We start from the raw sequence: 17,727 nt of genomic DNA on the forward strand, positions 1-17,727 counted from the left end.
CTTGCGGTATGAAGTTTTTACTGGATGGCCTTGTTAAGGCGGGTAAATTAAAAAACGATGGTTGGGGAGAGATTCAGAGCATACATCATCATTTTTTGATAGACAAACAGAACCCAAGGGTTGAGGTAATACTGTACGAAAATATACGAAGTTAGCTAAATACAAACCCACAACAGGGCGCTAACTACATACGGATAGTTTTTATTAGCCATCAAGATTAAAAGCGCTCTGCTTGGCTTAGGAGGGTATCACATGAAAGCAATCCAAACATTTATATCTGCTGTTGCAGTGTTTATCGTATTAGCGGTGATTACAATAGCTTTATCCGAGTTGGCTAAGGTTGAGATAGCATTTACGGGAATGATTGTCACAATGGCGGTTACATCGTTTTATATGGCATACGAAGTGATTAATAAATAGCATCGGGGGTCGGCAAATGACGGATATGAAGGTCGAGATTGATTTACATGAGAATGCTGTTTATATGATTCGTGAGGGTGAATTAGTAAAAGTGGATGTGCCGGGTGATGGATACGGAAAACAGGTGATTACATGGCAGGGTGGCAAGCCTACGCATTATGAGGTGTCTTATACGAAGAAGTGAGGGGTAATAAAAATGTACATTGGTAAAGAGGATTTAGAATATATGAGAAGCGAAAACAAAATGGAATTAGGCGAAAAAACAGTTGATTTGATGGGGTACTCAGTAAGAATTATTGTCGGAAACCAAATAATAGATAATGATAGCTTGAATTGGCGAGAAACAGAGCAAGGAGGACTCGAGTTAACTTTAAACGAAATCGCGGAGCAGATAAAAACGCCTGACGTTATATTTGTTTGGATCGAATTAGGTTTGAGAGGTGAAATTTTCCTTTATAACAATTATGGTGACGAAAAATGGTATGAACATGGAAGCACAAAGGGTTTTGCATAATTAAATAAGTCATATCGAAAAAATCGAGTGGCACTGATGGATTAGCGATTAATGCAGTCTGTTGGTGTCTTTTTATGTCTTTGCAACTATTTTACAATTTTAATCGATTTTTGCAACCAACTAGGAGGGGTCATATGAACAACTGGGCTGACAAACTAATAATCGAATACGGAGAAGGTCGCAAGGATCTACAACGAATGAATAATAAATTAGGTGAATCTGATATAGATAAATTGGACAAATCCAAGGTGAATAGCATGATAGACGATATGTCTTTTTCTATCGATTGGATGGAAACAGGTAGGCAACCAGGGTTATATCGAGGAGTCGATAAGCGAAACGCCTATAGGTCAAAGCAATATGATGAAATAGAAATCATTCCAGATATAGCAGAACAATTAGAGAGAGAGCCATTATATATGGGGCAAGACCAAAGGCAGGAGTTGCTTAAGCTGTTTAGAAATTTTTCCGATAGAGAAAGGCAGTGCTATATCATGTATGAGGCGGAACAATTGAGCATGAGTAAGATTGCACTTAAATTAGGACTATCTAAAGCGACAGTACAAAGTTACATTAATCGAGCCAGAAAGAAAGTGGAGGAAATCGCTTCTTAATTTTATGCCATACGATTTGCCATACGAAGTTCTTATTGGTAGAGGGGTCTTATATAGAGCACTAATCTAGTTAGAGCGTGTTCTTTTAAGACCTTCGGTCTTTTAGTAATAAAATTATATATAATTTGTAAATAAAGCAGGAAAATAGTCCTCTTTTGTCGAAACAAATAGACAAAAGGGGGTGGAATAATGGATTTAGATAAACTTATAGAAGAAGGCGAGAAACTTGAAAGCAAGGCTAAAGAATCAGCAATGGTACCCGGAAAAATTCTTAAAGGAATTGAACTAGAAACGTGGGCTTCAAAAGCAGTTATATTCATGGATGAAGAGTCTGAAAACAATTTTTTGACAGAGAAGGTTCAAGAAAATGCTAAGAACCTAAATAGCAAAGGGTATGAAAAATACCACGCCATCTTAGGCGTATTAAAAGCAATCAAAGAAAGCGAATAATTTGATGAACAATGCACTCCATCTGGGGTGCTTTTTTATTCCAAAAAGCAATTAGCATAGGGGGATGGTGTTTATGTAATGCCTAACTGGGAAGAATTAAAAAAAGAATGGGAAACAACAAAGATCACATTAAAGGATTTAGCTGCAAAACATAATATAAAGCTAGGCACCCTGAAAAGTCGAAAGAGCCGCGAAAAATGGTCAAGGGGTGCAACTAAAAAGGATGCAACCAAACCGAAAAAGGTTGCAACCCCTAAAAAGAAAGTTGCAACCAAAAATAAAGAACAGTTTGAGCCTATTGTTGAAAGTGATGATCTCACTGAAAAACAAAGGCTTTTTTGTATTTACTACATTAAGTATTTTAATGCGACCAAGGCTTACCAGAAGGCATATGAGTGCGCTTATTCAACAGCAATGGTACAAGGACATAGACATCTAAGGAATCCTAAGATAAGCGCAGAAATAGACCGCATGAAGGCAGAACAAGCTAATGAGTTGAAATTAGATGTAAGAGACATATTACAGAAGTACATTGACATTGCCTTTGCTGATATCGGAGATTACGTAGAACGTGATAGCGCGGGTTTTACTGTTACGGTAAAGCCTTTAGAAGAGATGGATACATCAGTTATTAGCGAATTAAGCAATACAGAGAATGGCATAAAATTAAAGTTGTCCGACAAAATGAAGGCTCTTGAAATGTTATCTAAATACTTTGATTTGCTATCTGAGAATGATAAGAAACGATTACAGGAAGAAAAAACGAAAGCAGAAACCGAGTTTACCAAAGAACGCACCAAACTCATTAAAGGCGAGAAAAAGGACACTAGCTTGTTAGATGCGTTAATTGAAGGACGGAAACAATATGAGCAAAACAAACATTAAATTTTCGCCTAAACAATTAGAGTGTATTTACCGTCCTTATGATTACACACTAGATGTATTTGAAGGAACCCCACGTTCCGGCAAAACAACAGCGGGCCATTTTAGGTACGCTGATTTTTTAACGAATTCAAGAGATCAGAACCATCTAATTGTTGCTTATAACCAAGAGCAGGCTTTTCGTTTGTTTATAGATGGTGACGGCACCGGACTAATGCACATATTTGGCAACCTGGCAGATATTAAACATGATGAACATGGCGATCATTTAGAGATCCATACGCCCAACGGAATAAAACGTGTTTATTACAAAGGTGGAGCCAAGGCGAATAGCGTTGGCGCTATTACCGGGATGTCATTAGGCAGCGTTGTTTTCTGTGAGATTAACCTATTGCATATGTCGATGATACAGGAATGTTTTAGACGGACGTTCGCAGCATTAGATCGGTATTATCTGGCAGACTTAAACCCGCCAGCGCCGAATCATCCGGTTATAAGTGAAGTATTTGACGTTCAAAACACACGCTGGACTCACTGGACCATCCAGGATAACCCGATCATCACCGATGAACGTAAGCAAGAAATCTATGAAACATTAAAAAAGAATCCATACTTGCTAGATCGTGACTGGTTTGGGAAAAGGGTTATGCCGGAGGGTGTTATTTATGCCATGTTTAATCCGGCTGTTAACCAGATTCCGGCATTGTTAGGAAAACCGTATGAACTGTACTTTGTGGCTGATGGTGGGCAATCAGATGCTACATCATGCAGTTGTAATATCGTGACCAGGTACGATAACAAATTCCGTTTGAATCGAGTAGCCAACTATTACCATTCTGGTAGAGATACAGGACAAGTTAAAGCTATGAGTACCTATGCCAAAGAGATAAAGGAATTTATCCAATGGTGTGTTGATAAGTACGAAATGCGATACACGGAGGTATTTGTTGATCCGGCCTGTAAGTCCTTGCGAGAAGAATTGCACAAGATTGGTATATCGACAACCAGGGCTGATAACAATGCCCATGATGCCAAGAAACAGGGTGGAGGTATTGAGGTAGGAATTGAAAGGTTTCAAAACTCCATTACGAATGAACAATTTTTCTTGATTGATACGGATAAATACGATCATTACGACTTTGTAAAAGAAATTGGTATGTACGTTCGTGATGATAATGGAAAGCCGATAGATGATTGGAACCACGCGATGGACGAAGCTAGATACGCAAACAACTATTTCTATCGACAGTACGTACTGTAGGGGGTGATCGTTTGAATGTCATAGACCGCATTAAAAACTTATTCAAGAGGGGAGGTTACGCTTTGACAGAGGGAACACTAAAAACAATCAATGACCATCCTAAAATAAATATTGATCCTAATGAATTAGCGAGGATTGAGCGCAACTTTGCTGAATATAAAGGCGAATATCCCAAAGTTGAGTATCTCAATTCAATGGGTGAATTACGCGAACGTGATTACATGTATCTGAACATGATGAAATTGAGTTCTGAATTGTTGTCTGGCTTAGTATTTAATGAACAATGTGAAATTGTCGTGTCAGATGCAGACGATGACAAAGAGCAAAACACCTTTAAAAATGCTGATGATTTTATTCAACATGTATTCGAACATAACGATTTTAAAAAGAATTTAATGCGATACCTGGACCCAATGTTTGCCATCGGAGGGATTGCCGTTCGCCCTTATGTTGACCAAGCAACAGGCGAGATTGAGTTTTCGTGGGCGCTGGCCAATGCTTTTTTTCCTCTTAGATCAAACAGTAATGGCATTACGGAAGGTGTCATAAAGTCTGTTACAACTAAAATGGAGCAAAAGAAAACGATATATTACACGCTGTTGGAATTTCACGAGTGGGTTAATGACTTATACGTTATCACTAATGAACTGTACAAGACCGATAATAAAGGTGAAATCGGCAAAAGAGTGCCGTTAAATGAGTTGTACGAGGATTTGCAAGAGAAAACCGAAATAGCAGGGCTGACAAGACCAAACTTTAATTATTTAAAGCCTGCCGGGTTTAACAATATCCATCCTCATAGCCCATTAGGACTAGGGATTACAGATAATTGCAAACCAACACTTAAACAGATTAATGACACGTACGATCAGTTTAATTGGGAACTAAGAATGGGGCAACGTACGGTGTTTATCAGTGATCAAATGTTAAAAGTTCGCCCCGATGAACATGGTGAACCACCACGTCCGGTGTTCGACCCAGATGTTAATGTGTTCAAGTTGGCAAAGATGGAATTTGACCAGGAATTTGTCAAGGATGTGACAAACGATATACGTACTGAACAATATGTATCAGCTATAAATCATCATTTAAAAACGCTGGAAATGGATTTGCAATTATCAGTTGGTACATTTTCATTTGATGGTAAGAGCATGAAAACAGCTACTGAAGTTGTCAGCGAAAACAGTTTAACGTACAGGACTAGGAACAACCATGTTAATGAGGTTGAGAAGTTTATTAAGGGATTGGTTGTATCTGTGCTTGAATTGGCTAAAGCATACAAGCTATTCAGTGGGGAAATTCCAACGTTTGAACATATAGGCGTTGATTTCGATGACGGGGTTTTCCAGGATAGATCAGCGCTACTTCAATTCTATGGTCAAGCTAAGACATATGGTTTTATTCCATCCGTTGAAGCTATCCAAAGATTGTTTGAAGTGCCAAAAGAGACAGCTGAACAATGGCTAAAGGATATGCAAGCGGAGCAACTAGCAAATGACCCGATGGAAAGAGAGTATCAATCACAAAAGGATACTTACGGCGAAGAGGAGTGATTGAATGGCAAAGCCTAAAGTCACTCCATATCAGCTTGATTTATGGTCTAGCAACATGTCAGCCCTTTATCAATCATTAGAAGGTGAGATTATCCGCATCATCATCAAGCGATTAAAAAACGGACATGATGACATAACCATGTGGCAGGCTCAAAAACTATCAGAATTACGCTTGTTTAATCGCGAAGTGACCCAGCTACTTGCAAGGGTTACCGGTGTCGCAGAGTCCGAAATCAAACGAATGTTTGAAGATGCGGGCAAGACAATTGTACAAGATGTAGACAAAGCTATGCCACAACAGACTAAACCCATGCCAAACAACCTTGATAACGTCATGAGAGCCTATCATGAACAAGTTTGGAGCGAAATTGACAATTATGTTAATCAAACGTTAATCACTACTGCATATGGTGTAGGCACAGCGCAAAGAGCGTATCAAGATGTACTCAATCGCACGACATCCATGTTTAATACCGGAATCTATACGTTTGAACAGTCATTGGAACGGTCTATCACTGAACTAGCACAAAAGGGTATTAAAAGCACCATGACTGATAGAGGAAATCATACATGGAGCCTTGAGGGATATGTAAGAACAGTTTTAAAGTCTACCCTTGGAAATACCTATAATGAACTTAGAACAGAGCGTATGGCTGAGTATGATGTGCATACGGTACTTGTTACAAGTCATGCAGGAGCAAGAAAGCAATGCTCTGTTATTCAGGGCAATGTGGTTGATTTAAGGTTTCCTGATGAAATCCCTGCTGATAGTCCGTACAAATCCATATATGATTACTCATGGGGTGCTGAATATGGTACTGCCGGAGGTCATAGAGGCGTTAATTGTCGGCATTTGCATATACCATTTATTCCGGGTGTCAATACCAACAACCAGCCTAAATATGATGCTGAATTGAATGAAAGAGTCGCTAATGCTAGAGATACCCAACGCAGGATCGAAAGAGAGATTGTGAAGTATAAAAAGAATCTTATGGTTGCGGAACATCTAGGCAGCGATAAAGCTAATCATTGGCGAACGATGGTTAGGCGCAGGCAGGCGGCTATGAGGGAGCATTTAAAGAATAATGGTGAGTATTTGAGCCGCAATTATAAACGTGAGAAGGTTTATACGCCATTGGAAACATTGTTGAACGACTTTTCTTATAAGGATTGAAAGGAGTGTACAGTATGAAAAACGAAACGATATTAAAACAAGCTATTGAATTGTTGCAAAATGTTGACCCAGACGAATTGGAAACCGTTCAAGTGAATCATACAAAATATGATGACGGTTCAATCGGGTTTACTGTTGATCTTACTTATCCATCTGCGGCAGAAACAACAGAAACATTTGGAGATGGAAGGAAAGTGGTTGAGGAAGTGAGGTGATTAGGGATGTTGTGGTACTTGAAACAGATACTCCCTTTAACATATCGAACTAGGCGCGAAACGGATGGGAGAAAATACTTTGTCGTTTGGAAAATGTGGTTAGGACGTTGTTATAAGCAGGAATGGATTGAAATGGTTTGATACTTGTCTTTAGCACGTTAAAGAATTTATCTATCAGAAATAGGAGGCAATAACATGAGTAAACAAAAAGATGGTTTGTTGTTAGAAAAACTTATTAATCCTAAAGACTATGATGTAGTTATCTGTGTAGACGGGCAAACAGGAAGGTTATTTGAATATGGGAAAGAAACGACCAAATATGTTAAGAAGATAGAACTATCTCATGAAGCAGGAAAGCGAGCGGAATTGACTGTAAAAAGACACGTTGCCAGCAAAGATGTAATAGAATATCTCGAAAATGAATAAGGCGGAGGTGATCCGTATCTCGTTAGTAGCATACGTTGGCTACTTGTCCTAATAGCATGACTAGGACACTAAATATAAACGGCATGCCAGGGAAGCTTGCGAATTTGATTTGGAGTTGAGTCATTCGTATAGGTGGCAAACGGGGCAAGTGAATAGCAGAATGGTTACTGCTGTTAGCTCATCTACCGAGTGTAGATAGAGCCAGTTGGATTTCGTATAGCGATAACCAACTATTTTCTGGATCAGGGGATTCCTGGTCACCATCCTAAGCATGATGTAAAAAAAGGCGAAATAAGGTTTGCGCTGTACCCAACAAACAGCGCTTTTATTATGCCTTTATCCGCAGGCTATAAAGAACGGAAGAAAACACCCAAACGGGAGGAATAAAGATGTCAGAAGAAAATACAGAACAAACGGTTGACCAGCAAACCAATAATCAAGCTGGAGAACAACAAACGGATACTACTACCGAAAAAGTAGAGGAGAAAGTCTTTAAGCAAGAAGATGTTAATAACATCGTAGCGAAAGAGTCTAAGAAAGCTACTGAAAAACTATTAAAAGAGCTTGGTATAGAAGACTTTGAGAATGCGAAGGATGGACTTGCTAAGTTTAAAGAATGGCAAGATAGTCAAAAGACCGAGCAGGAAAAACAGTCCGAAGCAATGCAAGAATTGGAAACAACAAATAACAATCTATCCAATGAAAATACATCTCTCAAGGCGCAAATAAGCGCAATGAAGCAAGGTGTAAATGCTGAATCGGTCGAGGACGTTGTCGCTTTAGCCGAAAGGCAAGTAAGTGATGATGTGACTATTGATGATGCAATTAAGCAGATCATCGAGAAGTACCCTTATTTTGGTACCCAGGAGGAAGAAAAACAACAATCTCCACAAATTGTTACGCCTGGTAATCCGAACGGTGGAAGCAACAAGGAACCAGATCCATTCAGTGCAAAACTGGCTAAATACAAATAAAAGAAAGAGGTAATGTAAAATGGCAGGAGAAAACAACAACCAAGCAGTACGTAGTTATCAAAAACAATTCAAGGAACTATTGCAAGCAGTCTATCAAAAGCAAGCTTACTTTTCCGAGTTTTTTGGTGGTGGCTTAGAAGCATTAGACGGAGTTACGCATAACAAAACAGCTTTTTCGATCAAAACAAGCGATATTCCGGTTGTTATCGGTACGGAATACAACAAAGATCCTGATGTAGGTTTTGGGAAAGGTACAAGCAACTCAACCCGTTTTGGCGATCGTCAAGAAATCATCTACACGGATACTGATGTGCCGTATACATGGGAATGGGTATTTCACGAAGGTATTGACCGCCATACGGTTAATAATGACTTTGCGGCAACTATCGCAGACCGTTCGGAATTGCAGGCGCAAGCTAAAGTACAACTGTTTGACAATAAAGGCGGTTTGTTTATTTCGAAGGTTGCTGATAAGACATTTGAATTAGCTAATCTGTCTAACGATGTTGTATTAAAACTATTCAATGACCTATCCAATGCCTACGTAAACATGGAGGCAGTCGGAACAAAAATGGCTTGGGTGAAACCAGAATTGTATAACGCAATTGTTGATCATCCATTAACAACGAGCGCTAAAAAATCTGGGGCAAACATCGACGAAAATGGGATTCTTCGATTCAAAGGTTTCCAAATCAAAGAAGTACCGGAAACAAAATTCCAAACTGGTGAATATGCCTATACTTCTATTACTGGTGTTGGTAAGCAATTTACAGGTATCAATACCACTCGTACGATCGAATCAGAAGACTTTGACGGTGTAGCTTTCCAAGGCGCAGGTAAGGCAGGAGAATTTATTTTGCCAGCTAATAAAAAGGCTGTCCTAAAAGTAATGTTGTCGGGGGAGTAACGACCCCGAACATTGACAATGTCACGCCAACGACTGACGGGGCAGTCATCGATTTAAAATAAAATGAAGGGAGCGAATGGAGTGGCAGATATATTTAAAATCTATAAAGGTGACACTGTGATTAACGAGGGTGAAAGCCCTCTTGAAATCACTGGTGTAGGATCCGGAAAAACTGTTGAAAATGGCGAGTATCAAGCGGTACGCGTAGAAGATGATAAAGAATCGGATAGGGTAGATATTCCTGGGTTTGAAACGTTGACAACAACCACGACAACCAAACCGACAACGACAACAACGACGACTAAGGCTACTACGACCACAACGACGGAGAAGCCGACGACTACTACGACAACGACAAAGGCAACAACGACAACAACTAGTACGACGACCGCAGCACCAACGACAACCACGACCACTACTAGCGAGGGTTGATTATGAAATATCTGTTGTGTCAGCCTGCAACGAACCGTTTTAAATGGGAATTGGATGTCTGTCTGACAAATTTAAAATCGCACGGAATAAAAAACATCGTTCTGCTTTTCCAAAAGTGGGACGATGCTATTCCTGCTTATTTTAAAAATAAATATGGTGTAGAAACACACGTATATGATGATTTGCGAGATGACAAGTCATATATCCCGAGCATTAAACCATATCTGTGGTGGAAGTACCTTGAAGAAAATCCTAAAAGGCAAAAAGGCAAATACTTCTACATGGATTCGGATGTTATTTTCCGAGAAAAGCTAGATTTTCGTAAGTTGCCAGTCAAAAATGATGTGTGGTATTGCAGCGACTGTAACGGATATTTAAACCTTGATTATATTCGGCAATGCAAAAATGGAGAGACCGTTCTTCAAGAGATGGCTAGTATCGTTGGCGTAACTGTTGAATCATTGGAAACAATCAATAAAAATTCTGGTGGTGCTCAGTGGCTAATAAAGAGTCCAACAGTTGAATATTGGAAGAAGGTCTACGAAGATTCCAACAAGATTTGGAAGTATTTTGAAAGCCTAGATTCCAATATCCAAAAATGGACAGCCGAAATGTGGTCACAGTTGTGGAATATGATGTATTTCAATATTGGCCCGAAAATATCCAATGAACTTGATTTTTGCTGGGCGACTGATCCGTTAGAACGGTGGAACGATACGAAAATCATGCACAACGCAGGAGTTACAGGTGATGATAAAGATTTATTTTTTAAAGGTAAATACGTTGATATATCGCCTTTTGAAGATGATCTGTCATTTGTTAATAAAGACAAAGTATCCAGCAAATATGTAGAAGCTATTGAGAGGGTGAGTTGACATGCCTTATCTCACGTATGAAGAATTCAAAGAACTGATTGACGTTGATATAGACGGACAACAGTTTAATAATCTATTGCCTAAGGCTAGCGCTATTTTGGATAATGTCACCAATCATTTCTATGCAAGGTGCGATATGGACAAGGATAATTCATGGCGAGTGAATAAGTTTAAGCAGGCTTTATGCGCTCAAATAGAGTATTTCCATTCTTTAGGTGCAACCACATTTGAGGAAATAAACAATGCACCACAAACGTTTTCTGCAGGGCGTACAAGCGTATCTAATGCCAGTCGGTATAATCCTAGTGGTGCTAACGAAAGTAAGCCACTGGTAGCCGAGGACGTGTTTATTTACTTGGAGGGAACTGGATTACTTTTTAGGGGCGTGGGCGTATGGTAATGCCGAAAGTGCCAAAAGACTTTTGTATTGACTCATTTGAGTACAAAGAGTATCTAGGTGAAAACAAATGGTCAGAACCCGAATACGCCGATGCTGTTTTGATTGAACATTGCCGAATTGACAGAGGCGCAGAATATACGTCTACAACATCCGGAAAACAACTGCTATATAATGCGGTTGTTTTTTGCTATGAGGGCATCACAACGCCATTACCGCCGTTTAAAACACAATCTGTACTTTTGTTTGACGACCAGGAACATGTCGTTACTAAAGTTATACCTATCTATGAAGCATACGATAAGACCATTTATTCTTATGAATTAGAGGTGGTCTAGTGGTACAGGTATCTATTAATTTAAGTGGCGTAAGAAAAAAACTTAGTCAAGGAAACGTAAACCGAGGTAGGTACGCTTTAGCAAACCAAGCATTGGCTGACATGAATCAATTTGTGCCGATGGATGAAGGTATTTTACGACAGACCGCAACGATCGACATAGACGGTTCTGGCATTAACTACAACACGCCATATGCACGCAGGATGTTTTATATGTACATGTATAACTACACTACCCCCGGCACTGGTCCACGTTGGGATAATAAAGCAAAGGCTATCTATATGCGTGACTGGTTAAATGCATTTTTGAAGGGAGCGAAATGGTAATGGATTTTATTGATAGGCTATGCGATAGAATTAATGAAATGCCTGGGCTTCCTACTGAGTGCAAACTAGGATATCTTGGCACAGATGAATCACTTGTGCTATATCCTTTGCCGGGGTCGAGAGTGACTCAAGAATACATGGATGGTACAAAAGACTGGCAAATGAATTGTGAAATAGCCATGAAATCGAAGTTACAAAGCAAAATAAGTCATACTTTGTGGACAGTTCAAAACGAGTTAGAAAATCTTGAGGAATTGGAAAGCGAAGATAATAGCTTTGAATTTGAAGAGTTAATTATAACGAACAAGCCTTTTATCAATGGAGCAGATGAACAAGGTTGGTTCGTTTTTTTATTGGATGTACAAGCAAAAATAACAGTTTTTAAGGAGGATAATTAAGCATGAGACAAAAAAACGCATTACGCGGACACTTTGTACAAGCGTACAAACCAGGAGAAAAAGAACCGGGAACAGAATGGTTAGAACTAGCAAAATACATCTCGACTATTGGTGATGACACGCAAGAAGAAACAGAAGATATGGCGTTTTATGATGGTGATGGTACGTTAGAAACTGATGTTATATCCGTAGCAGGAGCATATACACCAGAGGGCTTCTATGACTCGGAAGACCCGGCACAAGCTTTGATTGCCGGATTAAAATACAAAACCGGTGACGAGCGTAAGATTTGGCATAAGGTTGTGTCAGCAGACGGTAAAAAGGAATGGGTTGGTAGAGCGACAGTTTCTGCAATTGTAGCAGGTGCTGGTGATGCGTCTGCTTACGAAACATTTAGCTGTAACATAAGATTTGATACATTGCCGGAGGAAACTGACCTATCGGGGGAGTAATTACCCCGGAAGTTGAAAACGTATCTCCAACAACGGACGGGGCAACCGTGACACTTAAATAGTTTGATTAAAGAGACGTTCTTTTTTTTAAGGACGTCTCTTTTTATAAGGAGGATAAACCCATGTCACAAGAATTAAAGATTGATATACAACGGACTGGCTTTCCTGTGAAAATAGGAACGATAGAATTATGGTTCGACAGTTCTCTAGAAAATTTAAGACGTTTCTTCAATGTGGATAATTTGGCGCAGGAAAAATTAAAAGAAGCGCAAGAGAAGGCTAAGCACATCCACTTTCCAGATGAAATTGACATTGAGGATATCGACATTGAAAAAGTTGACGCTGCTTTTGATGTGAATAAAGAGTTCATCGCAGCACAGTATGACATCATTTTCGGAGATGGTACATTCAAAAAAATCTACAAGAACTATCCCGATATTTTGGCTTTGGAACAAGCCCTAGAAGTTGTAGGAATCGCTATCGCTAAACGAATCAATGAACAAGAGAAAGAACGAACAGAACAAGTAGAAGCGAAGAAAAACGAAGCCCTGAACAAAAAAGCTAAAAAGAAGTAGGTGGCTAACATGCGGTTAAATGACCCTTTAGTCACATCCTTCGCTTTTGAAGGCAAGGAGTATGCTATTGATTTGTCTTTTGACAACGTTCTAGATGTGTTTGATTACCTTAATGATAAAACCCTTAGGGACTATGAAAAAGCTGAAATATGTCTTGCTTTGCTATTAGGTGATCAATCATTTGACAAAGCTATCACAATCGATCTATGGAATCATGTCTATGAATCATTTATCCATATCGAAAGCAAACAACCGATCGAATATGACAGAAAAGGTAACCCAATGCCTGTAAAAGAAGATGAAAACAAAAATTTCATTGACTTGGATAAAGATGCTGAATATATCTTTGCTTCCTTTCAACAGGCTTACGGGATGAATCTTTATCGAGAACAAAGGAAGCTACACTGGCATGAATTTCAATCGCTTTTGAACGGATTACCATCCGATACAATCATGCAACGAATCATCCAAATACGAATGTGGAAGCCGTCAAAGGGTGAATCGACCGAGTATAAGCAATCCATGCGGGATCTACAGAAAATATACGCACTTGATGACGAAGAACCTGAGGAGGTGGATTAAGTGTCAGACGGAACAATAAAAATAGCAATCGAAGTGGACGGCAAGCAAGTTAACATTGCATCGAAGGAACTAGACAAGCTAGAAGATGCTGGCCTTAAATCTAGTAAGGGCGTTAAAGCAGCTGAAAATAGCATGGACAGTCTTAGTGATAGTAGTGCCGAGGCGGGTTCTAGCGTTAAAGGGGCAAGCAGCGCAATAGATGATTTAGGCGACTCTGGCTCAAAAGCTGGCAAAGGCTTAAAAGGTACCGAGGGTGCAGTAGACGGGATATCAGATAGTACAGCAAAAGCAAGTTCTAGTGTAAAAGGTGCCAGTGATGCTATCGATGGATTAGGGGATAGTGGAGGTAAAGCAGGCAAGGACTTAAAAGGCGTAGACAGTGCTATTGATGGCTTGTCGGATAGTAGTGCAGGTGCGGCATCTAGTGTAAAAGGTGTATCTGATAGTCTAGATAATATGGGGCAGGAAACAGAAAAAGCATCTAATAACACGAAGAAATTAGCCGTTTCTATCGGACTTATCGCTATAGCTTCAGCAGCATTTAAAACATTAAAATCATCAATGGATGATGCAATAAGCCGTTTCGACACACTTAATGCATTTCCGAAGGTCTTACAGGCGTTAGGCGTGTCTGCCGAAGATTCACAAAAAGCAATGGATAAGTTAGCAGACGGTATCGATGGTTTACCGACAAAATTGAATGACATAGCTGGCAGTGCACAACGAATGTATACGTCATTTGACGATATGGATAAAGCTACTGATACGGCTTTGGCATTAAACAACGCTCTACTTGGTTCAGGTTCTAGCGCAGAGGAAGCTAAACGTGGTACCGAACAGTACATTAAAGCGTTGCAGACGGGGAAAATAAACATGGACACCTGGAATACTTTGTCTGAAACGATGGACGTTGGTTTGGTCAAGATTGCGGAAGGATTCGGGTTTGCTGGTAAGAGTGCTAAAGATGATTTATATAATGCCTTACAAGACGGTACTATTACCCTTGATCAATTTAACGACAAGCTGATCGAAGTAGGTACCGGAACAGGCATTATGGCGAAACTTGCCAAGGAAAACAGTTTAGGTATTGCTACATCCCTTGGCAACTTACGAAATGCGGCAGCTAAAGGAATCGCTAATATTATTGAATCTTTTAACAAACTATCGAAAGAAGTAACAGGAAAGGACATTGCACAAAACATTGATAGTTTAAAAGGGATCGTCAATGCTTCATTTAATGTAATTCAAGGTGTTATTGAGGCTACTATTCCATTTTTTAAGGCTTTTGGTGCAGTAGTTAGTGCAACGATACCTGTAATAAGGGCATTATCTCCTGTATTAATAGGTGCGGCTACAGCTTATGCTGGGCTTTTAATCGTTAATAAAGTATCAGATGCAATAAAAGCATCAAATGCAGTTTTATTAACAGCCCAGGCATCTAAGAAAGCATTAACATTAGCAACAAAAGCAAGCATGGCGGCTCAAGTCGGTGAGACAGCGGCTAAAAAAGCAGACATCGTAGCTACAGCTGCACAATCAGGAGTCATCAAATTAAGCACTTTAGCAATTGGGGTCATGACAGGAAAAATAAAGTTGTCAACTGCTGCCATGTTAGCAAAAGCAGCAGCTACAAAAGTTTTAGGTAATGCGCTAAAAGTTATGTCCGGCCCCGTAGGTTGGGTAACGGCCGGAATTGGCGCTTTAGCCGGTGCTGTAGTAGGTATTATTAAATGGTTTAATAAAGCCACCGAAGAGGGAGAAAGGCTTACGGGTGAAACAGAGAAACTCACGGAAGCCTCGGAAGCCTTGAACGAATCTGTAAACTCAAGCGCAGAAGCATATCAGAAGACTACAAGTGAAACAATGGCCAATGCCAAAGCAAATGAGGAATTAGCTAACAAAATAGAAGAATTGGCTAGTAAAGAAAATAAGTCCGCTGAAGATAAAGCCTTGTTAAACTCTTATATCCAGGAACTGAACGGATCTGTTGAAGGATTAAACCTTGCATACAACGAAGAAGCAAATGCTTTGAGTATGTCGTCTGAACAGTTGCAGGCCCGCATTGGGCTGATGAAAGAACAAGAAAAGGCGCAAGAAGCCCAAAGTAGATTGACAGAGATCCTGAAAGAACAGGCAGAAGTAGAGGGGAAACTCAAAGAAACAAACGCTTTAAGAGAAGAATGGAATCAAAAGCTAGCTGATGGAAGTGTTAAAAGCAAAGAGCACAAGGAGGCTATCGGGGAACTAGACGAGCAAGAGAAAACCCTAAAGGAAACTAATAAACAGTTAGGTGTGCAACAGAAAGAAACCGAGGCGCAAATAACCAGTTCCATTAACGCGATTACCGAAGCTACCCGAAATGGTGTGGCAAACCAGACTATTGCGTTTGAAGACCTTTCCGAATCTCAGCAAGCCACGGTCGAATCCATGAAATCTACTTGGGAAGATTACAAAACCAAAGCAACGGATATGTTTGACACGCTTAGCGATAAGTCAGAAGTGTCTATTAGTGAAATGACTTCCAATCTTCAGGAGAACCAACGTATTATAAGTGAATGGTCAGAAAACATTGCTACATTAGCCGAACGCGGTGTAGATGAAGGGCTTTTAAATACACTCAGAGAAGCAGGTCCCGAATCAGCAGGGCACGTTAACGCGTTAGTAAACGCATCGGATACAGAACTTACAAAACTAAGTGATGCGTTTGCTAAAGGTGGGGATACTGCTACTAACGCATTAAGCGAATCGTTAGGCATTGAAAAATCGGGCGTTATGGAAGCAGTAGGCCACTTAGTGACGAATACAGGGAATTCTCTGAAACAAGAGATAGAAGCAGCTGATTTTAAATCAATTGGAAACGCAGTTCCTGAAGGGTTGGCCAAAGGAATTGAGGGAAGTTCCGAAAAAGCTAAAGGTGCATCGAAGAAGATGTCAGACGACACAACTAAGGCATCTAAAGATGCATTAGGTGTTCACAGTCCTTCAACAGTATTTAAAGCAATAGGCGTCAATGTCACTGACGGTCTAGCATTAGGCGTCAACAGTGGTACTTCCAAGGTCATTCAAGCCGTTCGAAAAATGTTTAAATCCGTAGAAACCAACTCTACAAGTAGTTTTAAGAATATTACCAAGGGTTACAGCAACGCGGTTAAACAGATTGAGACAACACTTGCCAAGTTGCCGCAAGTTACTCAAAAGGCAATGCAGAACATGACGAACAGATTAAAAAGTGGCTCGCAGTCACAACTAAACACCATGAAAAGTTTGTCTCAGAGATATGATCTATCTGTTAAACAGATTGACAAGTCGCTAAACAAGCTTCCAAAGGTTGCCCAAAAATCAATGTCGAATATGCTTACCAGATTAAAGTCGGGTGCTTCTAAACAAATAAGCACCATGAGGAATTTGTCTCAATCGTTGGTTATCCCGTTTAGAAATACATCATCGAAATTTAATTCTATCGGGCAAAATGCGATGTCTGGTTTAAATTCCGGCCTAAACGCTGGTAGAGGTCGGGTAATGTCTACAGCTAGAAGCATAGCTAACAGTGTGGCTAGCACTATGAGGAAGTCGTTAGAAATACATTCTCCATCCCGTAAAATGAGGGATGATGTCGGTAAGTGGATACCTGAGGGGATTGCATTAGGGATTAAAGATAATGCAAAATCCGTTTACAGGGAACTTGATAACCTGTCTAGCGGGATGATAATGACGTCTACGCCGGAGCAAGCGCTTGGTACATCGAGGATGGCTTATTCGGGTGTTGGTAGCCAGTTTTCCGATGTGTTGAAAAACTTTAAAATGCCTAGTCCAAAGAATAAGAGTAGTAAGCAAGAGGTAATCATCATCAGACCGTCAGATGTCATTATGGAAGGCCGTGCTGTTGGTGAAATAACCTGGGAAGTCGTACATGAAAACATAGAGCGAGCCGAGAAAACTATTAAAAGTTTCAGGGGGTGATT

At 40.0% G+C, this 17,727-nt stretch carries 23 protein-coding genes; all 23 read left to right on the forward strand.

Going from position 1 to position 17,727, the window contains the following annotated elements:
- Positions 1-252 precede the first annotated feature (252 nt).
- The 23 genes from IEX12_RS00005 (at position 253) to IEX12_RS00115 (ending at position 17,725) form a co-directional block, all read left to right on the forward strand.
- The gene (locus IEX12_RS00005) at positions 253-420 is read left to right on the forward strand and encodes a hypothetical protein (RefSeq protein ID WP_188724477.1); all 168 of its coding nucleotides are present in this window, start codon (positions 253-255) and stop codon (positions 418-420) included.
- 16 nt (positions 421-436) lie between these two features.
- On the forward strand, positions 437-604 hold the full coding sequence (locus IEX12_RS00010; protein WP_188724479.1) for a DUF3954 domain-containing protein: 168 nt from the start codon (positions 437-439) through the stop codon (positions 602-604).
- Positions 605-616: 12 nt separating this feature from the next.
- On the forward strand, positions 617-934 hold the full coding sequence (locus IEX12_RS00015; protein WP_188724481.1) for a hypothetical protein: 318 nt from the start codon (positions 617-619) through the stop codon (positions 932-934).
- 134 nt (positions 935-1,068) lie between these two features.
- Positions 1,069-1,548 (forward strand): sigma factor-like helix-turn-helix DNA-binding protein, encoded by a 480-nt coding sequence (locus tag IEX12_RS00020; RefSeq protein WP_188724483.1) that lies wholly within the window; start codon positions 1,069-1,071, stop codon positions 1,546-1,548.
- Between the two features lie 189 nt (positions 1,549-1,737).
- The gene (locus IEX12_RS00025; RefSeq protein WP_188724485.1) at positions 1,738-1,998 is read left to right on the forward strand and encodes a hypothetical protein; all 261 of its coding nucleotides are present in this window, start codon (positions 1,738-1,740) and stop codon (positions 1,996-1,998) included.
- A gap of 78 nt (positions 1,999-2,076) precedes the next feature.
- Complete coding sequence (locus tag IEX12_RS00030; protein ID WP_188724487.1) at positions 2,077-2,883, forward strand: terminase small subunit; 807 nt, start codon at positions 2,077-2,079, stop codon at positions 2,881-2,883.
- Positions 2,864-4,141, forward strand: a complete 1,278-nt coding sequence (locus tag IEX12_RS00035) for a PBSX family phage terminase large subunit (RefSeq protein ID WP_188724489.1) — start codon at positions 2,864-2,866, stop codon at positions 4,139-4,141. The genes IEX12_RS00030 and IEX12_RS00035 overlap by 20 nt, the downstream gene beginning before the upstream one ends.
- Positions 4,142-4,203: 62 nt before the next feature.
- Positions 4,204-5,694, forward strand: coding sequence for a phage portal protein (locus IEX12_RS00040; protein ID WP_286170751.1), 1,491 nt, complete (start codon positions 4,204-4,206; stop codon positions 5,692-5,694).
- A gap of 4 nt (positions 5,695-5,698) precedes the next feature.
- Positions 5,699-6,868: a phage minor capsid protein gene (locus tag IEX12_RS00045; protein WP_188724493.1), complete on the forward strand. Its 1,170-nt coding sequence runs from the start codon at positions 5,699-5,701 to the stop codon at positions 6,866-6,868.
- Between the two features lie 14 nt (positions 6,869-6,882).
- A complete protein-coding gene (locus IEX12_RS00050) occupies positions 6,883-7,083 on the forward strand; it encodes a hypothetical protein (protein WP_188724495.1) in 201 nt (66 codons plus the stop codon).
- Positions 7,084-7,278: 195 nt separating this feature from the next.
- Positions 7,279-7,509, forward strand: a complete 231-nt coding sequence (locus IEX12_RS00055; RefSeq protein WP_188724497.1) for a hypothetical protein — start codon at positions 7,279-7,281, stop codon at positions 7,507-7,509.
- 389 nt (positions 7,510-7,898) lie between these two features.
- Positions 7,899-8,483 carry a hypothetical protein gene (locus IEX12_RS00060; protein ID WP_188724499.1) on the forward strand — a complete coding sequence of 195 codons (585 nt, stop codon included), beginning with the start codon at positions 7,899-7,901 and terminating at the stop codon, positions 8,481-8,483.
- A 19-nt stretch (positions 8,484-8,502) separates the two neighbouring features.
- Entirely contained in the window at positions 8,503-9,390 is an 888-nt protein-coding gene (locus tag IEX12_RS00065; protein ID WP_188724500.1) for a phage capsid protein, read from the forward strand.
- 81 nt (positions 9,391-9,471) lie between these two features.
- Entirely contained in the window at positions 9,472-9,822 is a 351-nt protein-coding gene (locus IEX12_RS00070; protein ID WP_188724595.1) for a hypothetical protein, read from the forward strand.
- Positions 9,823-9,824: 2 nt separating this feature from the next.
- Positions 9,825-10,697: a hypothetical protein gene (locus IEX12_RS00075; protein WP_188724502.1), complete on the forward strand. Its 873-nt coding sequence runs from the start codon at positions 9,825-9,827 to the stop codon at positions 10,695-10,697.
- A gap of 1 nt (position 10,698) precedes the next feature.
- Positions 10,699-11,097, forward strand: coding sequence for a head-tail connector protein (locus IEX12_RS00080; protein WP_188724503.1), 399 nt, complete (start codon positions 10,699-10,701; stop codon positions 11,095-11,097).
- Positions 11,091-11,432 (forward strand): putative minor capsid protein, encoded by a 342-nt coding sequence (locus IEX12_RS00085; protein ID WP_188724505.1) that lies wholly within the window; start codon positions 11,091-11,093, stop codon positions 11,430-11,432. The genes IEX12_RS00080 and IEX12_RS00085 overlap by 7 nt, the downstream gene beginning before the upstream one ends.
- Entirely contained in the window at positions 11,432-11,758 is a 327-nt protein-coding gene (locus IEX12_RS00090; RefSeq protein ID WP_188724506.1) for a minor capsid protein, read from the forward strand. Before IEX12_RS00085 ends, IEX12_RS00090 begins: the two co-directional genes overlap by 1 nt.
- On the forward strand, positions 11,758-12,156 hold the full coding sequence (locus IEX12_RS00095) for a phage tail terminator protein (protein ID WP_188724507.1): 399 nt from the start codon (positions 11,758-11,760) through the stop codon (positions 12,154-12,156). The genes IEX12_RS00090 and IEX12_RS00095 overlap by 1 nt, the downstream gene beginning before the upstream one ends.
- A 2-nt stretch (positions 12,157-12,158) precedes the next feature.
- A complete protein-coding gene (locus tag IEX12_RS00100; RefSeq protein ID WP_188724508.1) occupies positions 12,159-12,608 on the forward strand; it encodes a phage tail tube protein in 450 nt (149 codons plus the stop codon).
- Positions 12,609-12,730: 122 nt separating this feature from the next.
- Positions 12,731-13,183, forward strand: coding sequence for a hypothetical protein (locus tag IEX12_RS00105; RefSeq protein ID WP_188724509.1), 453 nt, complete (start codon positions 12,731-12,733; stop codon positions 13,181-13,183).
- A 9-nt stretch (positions 13,184-13,192) separates the two neighbouring features.
- Complete coding sequence (locus tag IEX12_RS00110; protein ID WP_188724511.1) at positions 13,193-13,765, forward strand: Gp15 family bacteriophage protein; 573 nt, start codon at positions 13,193-13,195, stop codon at positions 13,763-13,765.
- Positions 13,766-17,725, forward strand: a complete 3,960-nt coding sequence (locus tag IEX12_RS00115) for a tape measure protein (protein ID WP_188724513.1) — start codon at positions 13,766-13,768, stop codon at positions 17,723-17,725.
- Positions 17,726-17,727: the final 2 nt, after the last annotated feature.

This window comes from Lentibacillus populi, assembly GCA_014642895.1.
In the GTDB taxonomy this organism is placed as follows: Bacteria; Bacillota; Bacilli; order Bacillales; family Amphibacillaceae; genus Lentibacillus_C; species Lentibacillus_C populi.

What these genes read in the sequence shown, in the direction of transcription:
- IEX12_RS00005 (WP_188724477.1), top strand. Translation starts at nt 253, where the DNA reads ATGAAAGCAATCCAAACATTTATATCTGCTGTTGCAGTGTTTATCGTA.
- IEX12_RS00010 (WP_188724479.1), top strand. Translation starts at nt 437, where the DNA reads ATGACGGATATGAAGGTCGAGATTGATTTACATGAGAATGCTGTTTAT.
- IEX12_RS00015 (WP_188724481.1), top strand. Translation starts at nt 617, where the DNA reads ATGTACATTGGTAAAGAGGATTTAGAATATATGAGAAGCGAAAACAAA.
- IEX12_RS00020 (WP_188724483.1), top strand. Translation starts at nt 1,069, where the DNA reads ATGAACAACTGGGCTGACAAACTAATAATCGAATACGGAGAAGGTCGC.
- IEX12_RS00025 (WP_188724485.1), top strand. Translation starts at nt 1,738, where the DNA reads ATGGATTTAGATAAACTTATAGAAGAAGGCGAGAAACTTGAAAGCAAG.
- IEX12_RS00030 (WP_188724487.1), top strand. Translation starts at nt 2,077, where the DNA reads ATGCCTAACTGGGAAGAATTAAAAAAAGAATGGGAAACAACAAAGATC.
- IEX12_RS00035 (WP_188724489.1), top strand. Translation starts at nt 2,864, where the DNA reads ATGAGCAAAACAAACATTAAATTTTCGCCTAAACAATTAGAGTGTATT.
- IEX12_RS00045 (WP_188724493.1), top strand. Translation starts at nt 5,699, where the DNA reads ATGGCAAAGCCTAAAGTCACTCCATATCAGCTTGATTTATGGTCTAGC.
- IEX12_RS00050 (WP_188724495.1), top strand. Translation starts at nt 6,883, where the DNA reads ATGAAAAACGAAACGATATTAAAACAAGCTATTGAATTGTTGCAAAAT.
- IEX12_RS00055 (WP_188724497.1), top strand. Translation starts at nt 7,279, where the DNA reads ATGAGTAAACAAAAAGATGGTTTGTTGTTAGAAAAACTTATTAATCCT.
- IEX12_RS00060 (WP_188724499.1), top strand. Translation starts at nt 7,899, where the DNA reads ATGTCAGAAGAAAATACAGAACAAACGGTTGACCAGCAAACCAATAAT.
- IEX12_RS00065 (WP_188724500.1), top strand. Translation starts at nt 8,503, where the DNA reads ATGGCAGGAGAAAACAACAACCAAGCAGTACGTAGTTATCAAAAACAA.
- IEX12_RS00075 (WP_188724502.1), top strand. Translation starts at nt 9,825, where the DNA reads ATGAAATATCTGTTGTGTCAGCCTGCAACGAACCGTTTTAAATGGGAA.
- IEX12_RS00080 (WP_188724503.1), top strand. Translation starts at nt 10,699, where the DNA reads ATGCCTTATCTCACGTATGAAGAATTCAAAGAACTGATTGACGTTGAT.
- IEX12_RS00085 (WP_188724505.1), top strand. Translation starts at nt 11,091, where the DNA reads ATGGTAATGCCGAAAGTGCCAAAAGACTTTTGTATTGACTCATTTGAG.
- IEX12_RS00095 (WP_188724507.1), top strand. Translation starts at nt 11,758, where the DNA reads ATGGATTTTATTGATAGGCTATGCGATAGAATTAATGAAATGCCTGGG.
- IEX12_RS00100 (WP_188724508.1), top strand. Translation starts at nt 12,159, where the DNA reads ATGAGACAAAAAAACGCATTACGCGGACACTTTGTACAAGCGTACAAA.
- IEX12_RS00105 (WP_188724509.1), top strand. Translation starts at nt 12,731, where the DNA reads ATGTCACAAGAATTAAAGATTGATATACAACGGACTGGCTTTCCTGTG.
- IEX12_RS00110 (WP_188724511.1), top strand. Translation starts at nt 13,193, where the DNA reads ATGCGGTTAAATGACCCTTTAGTCACATCCTTCGCTTTTGAAGGCAAG.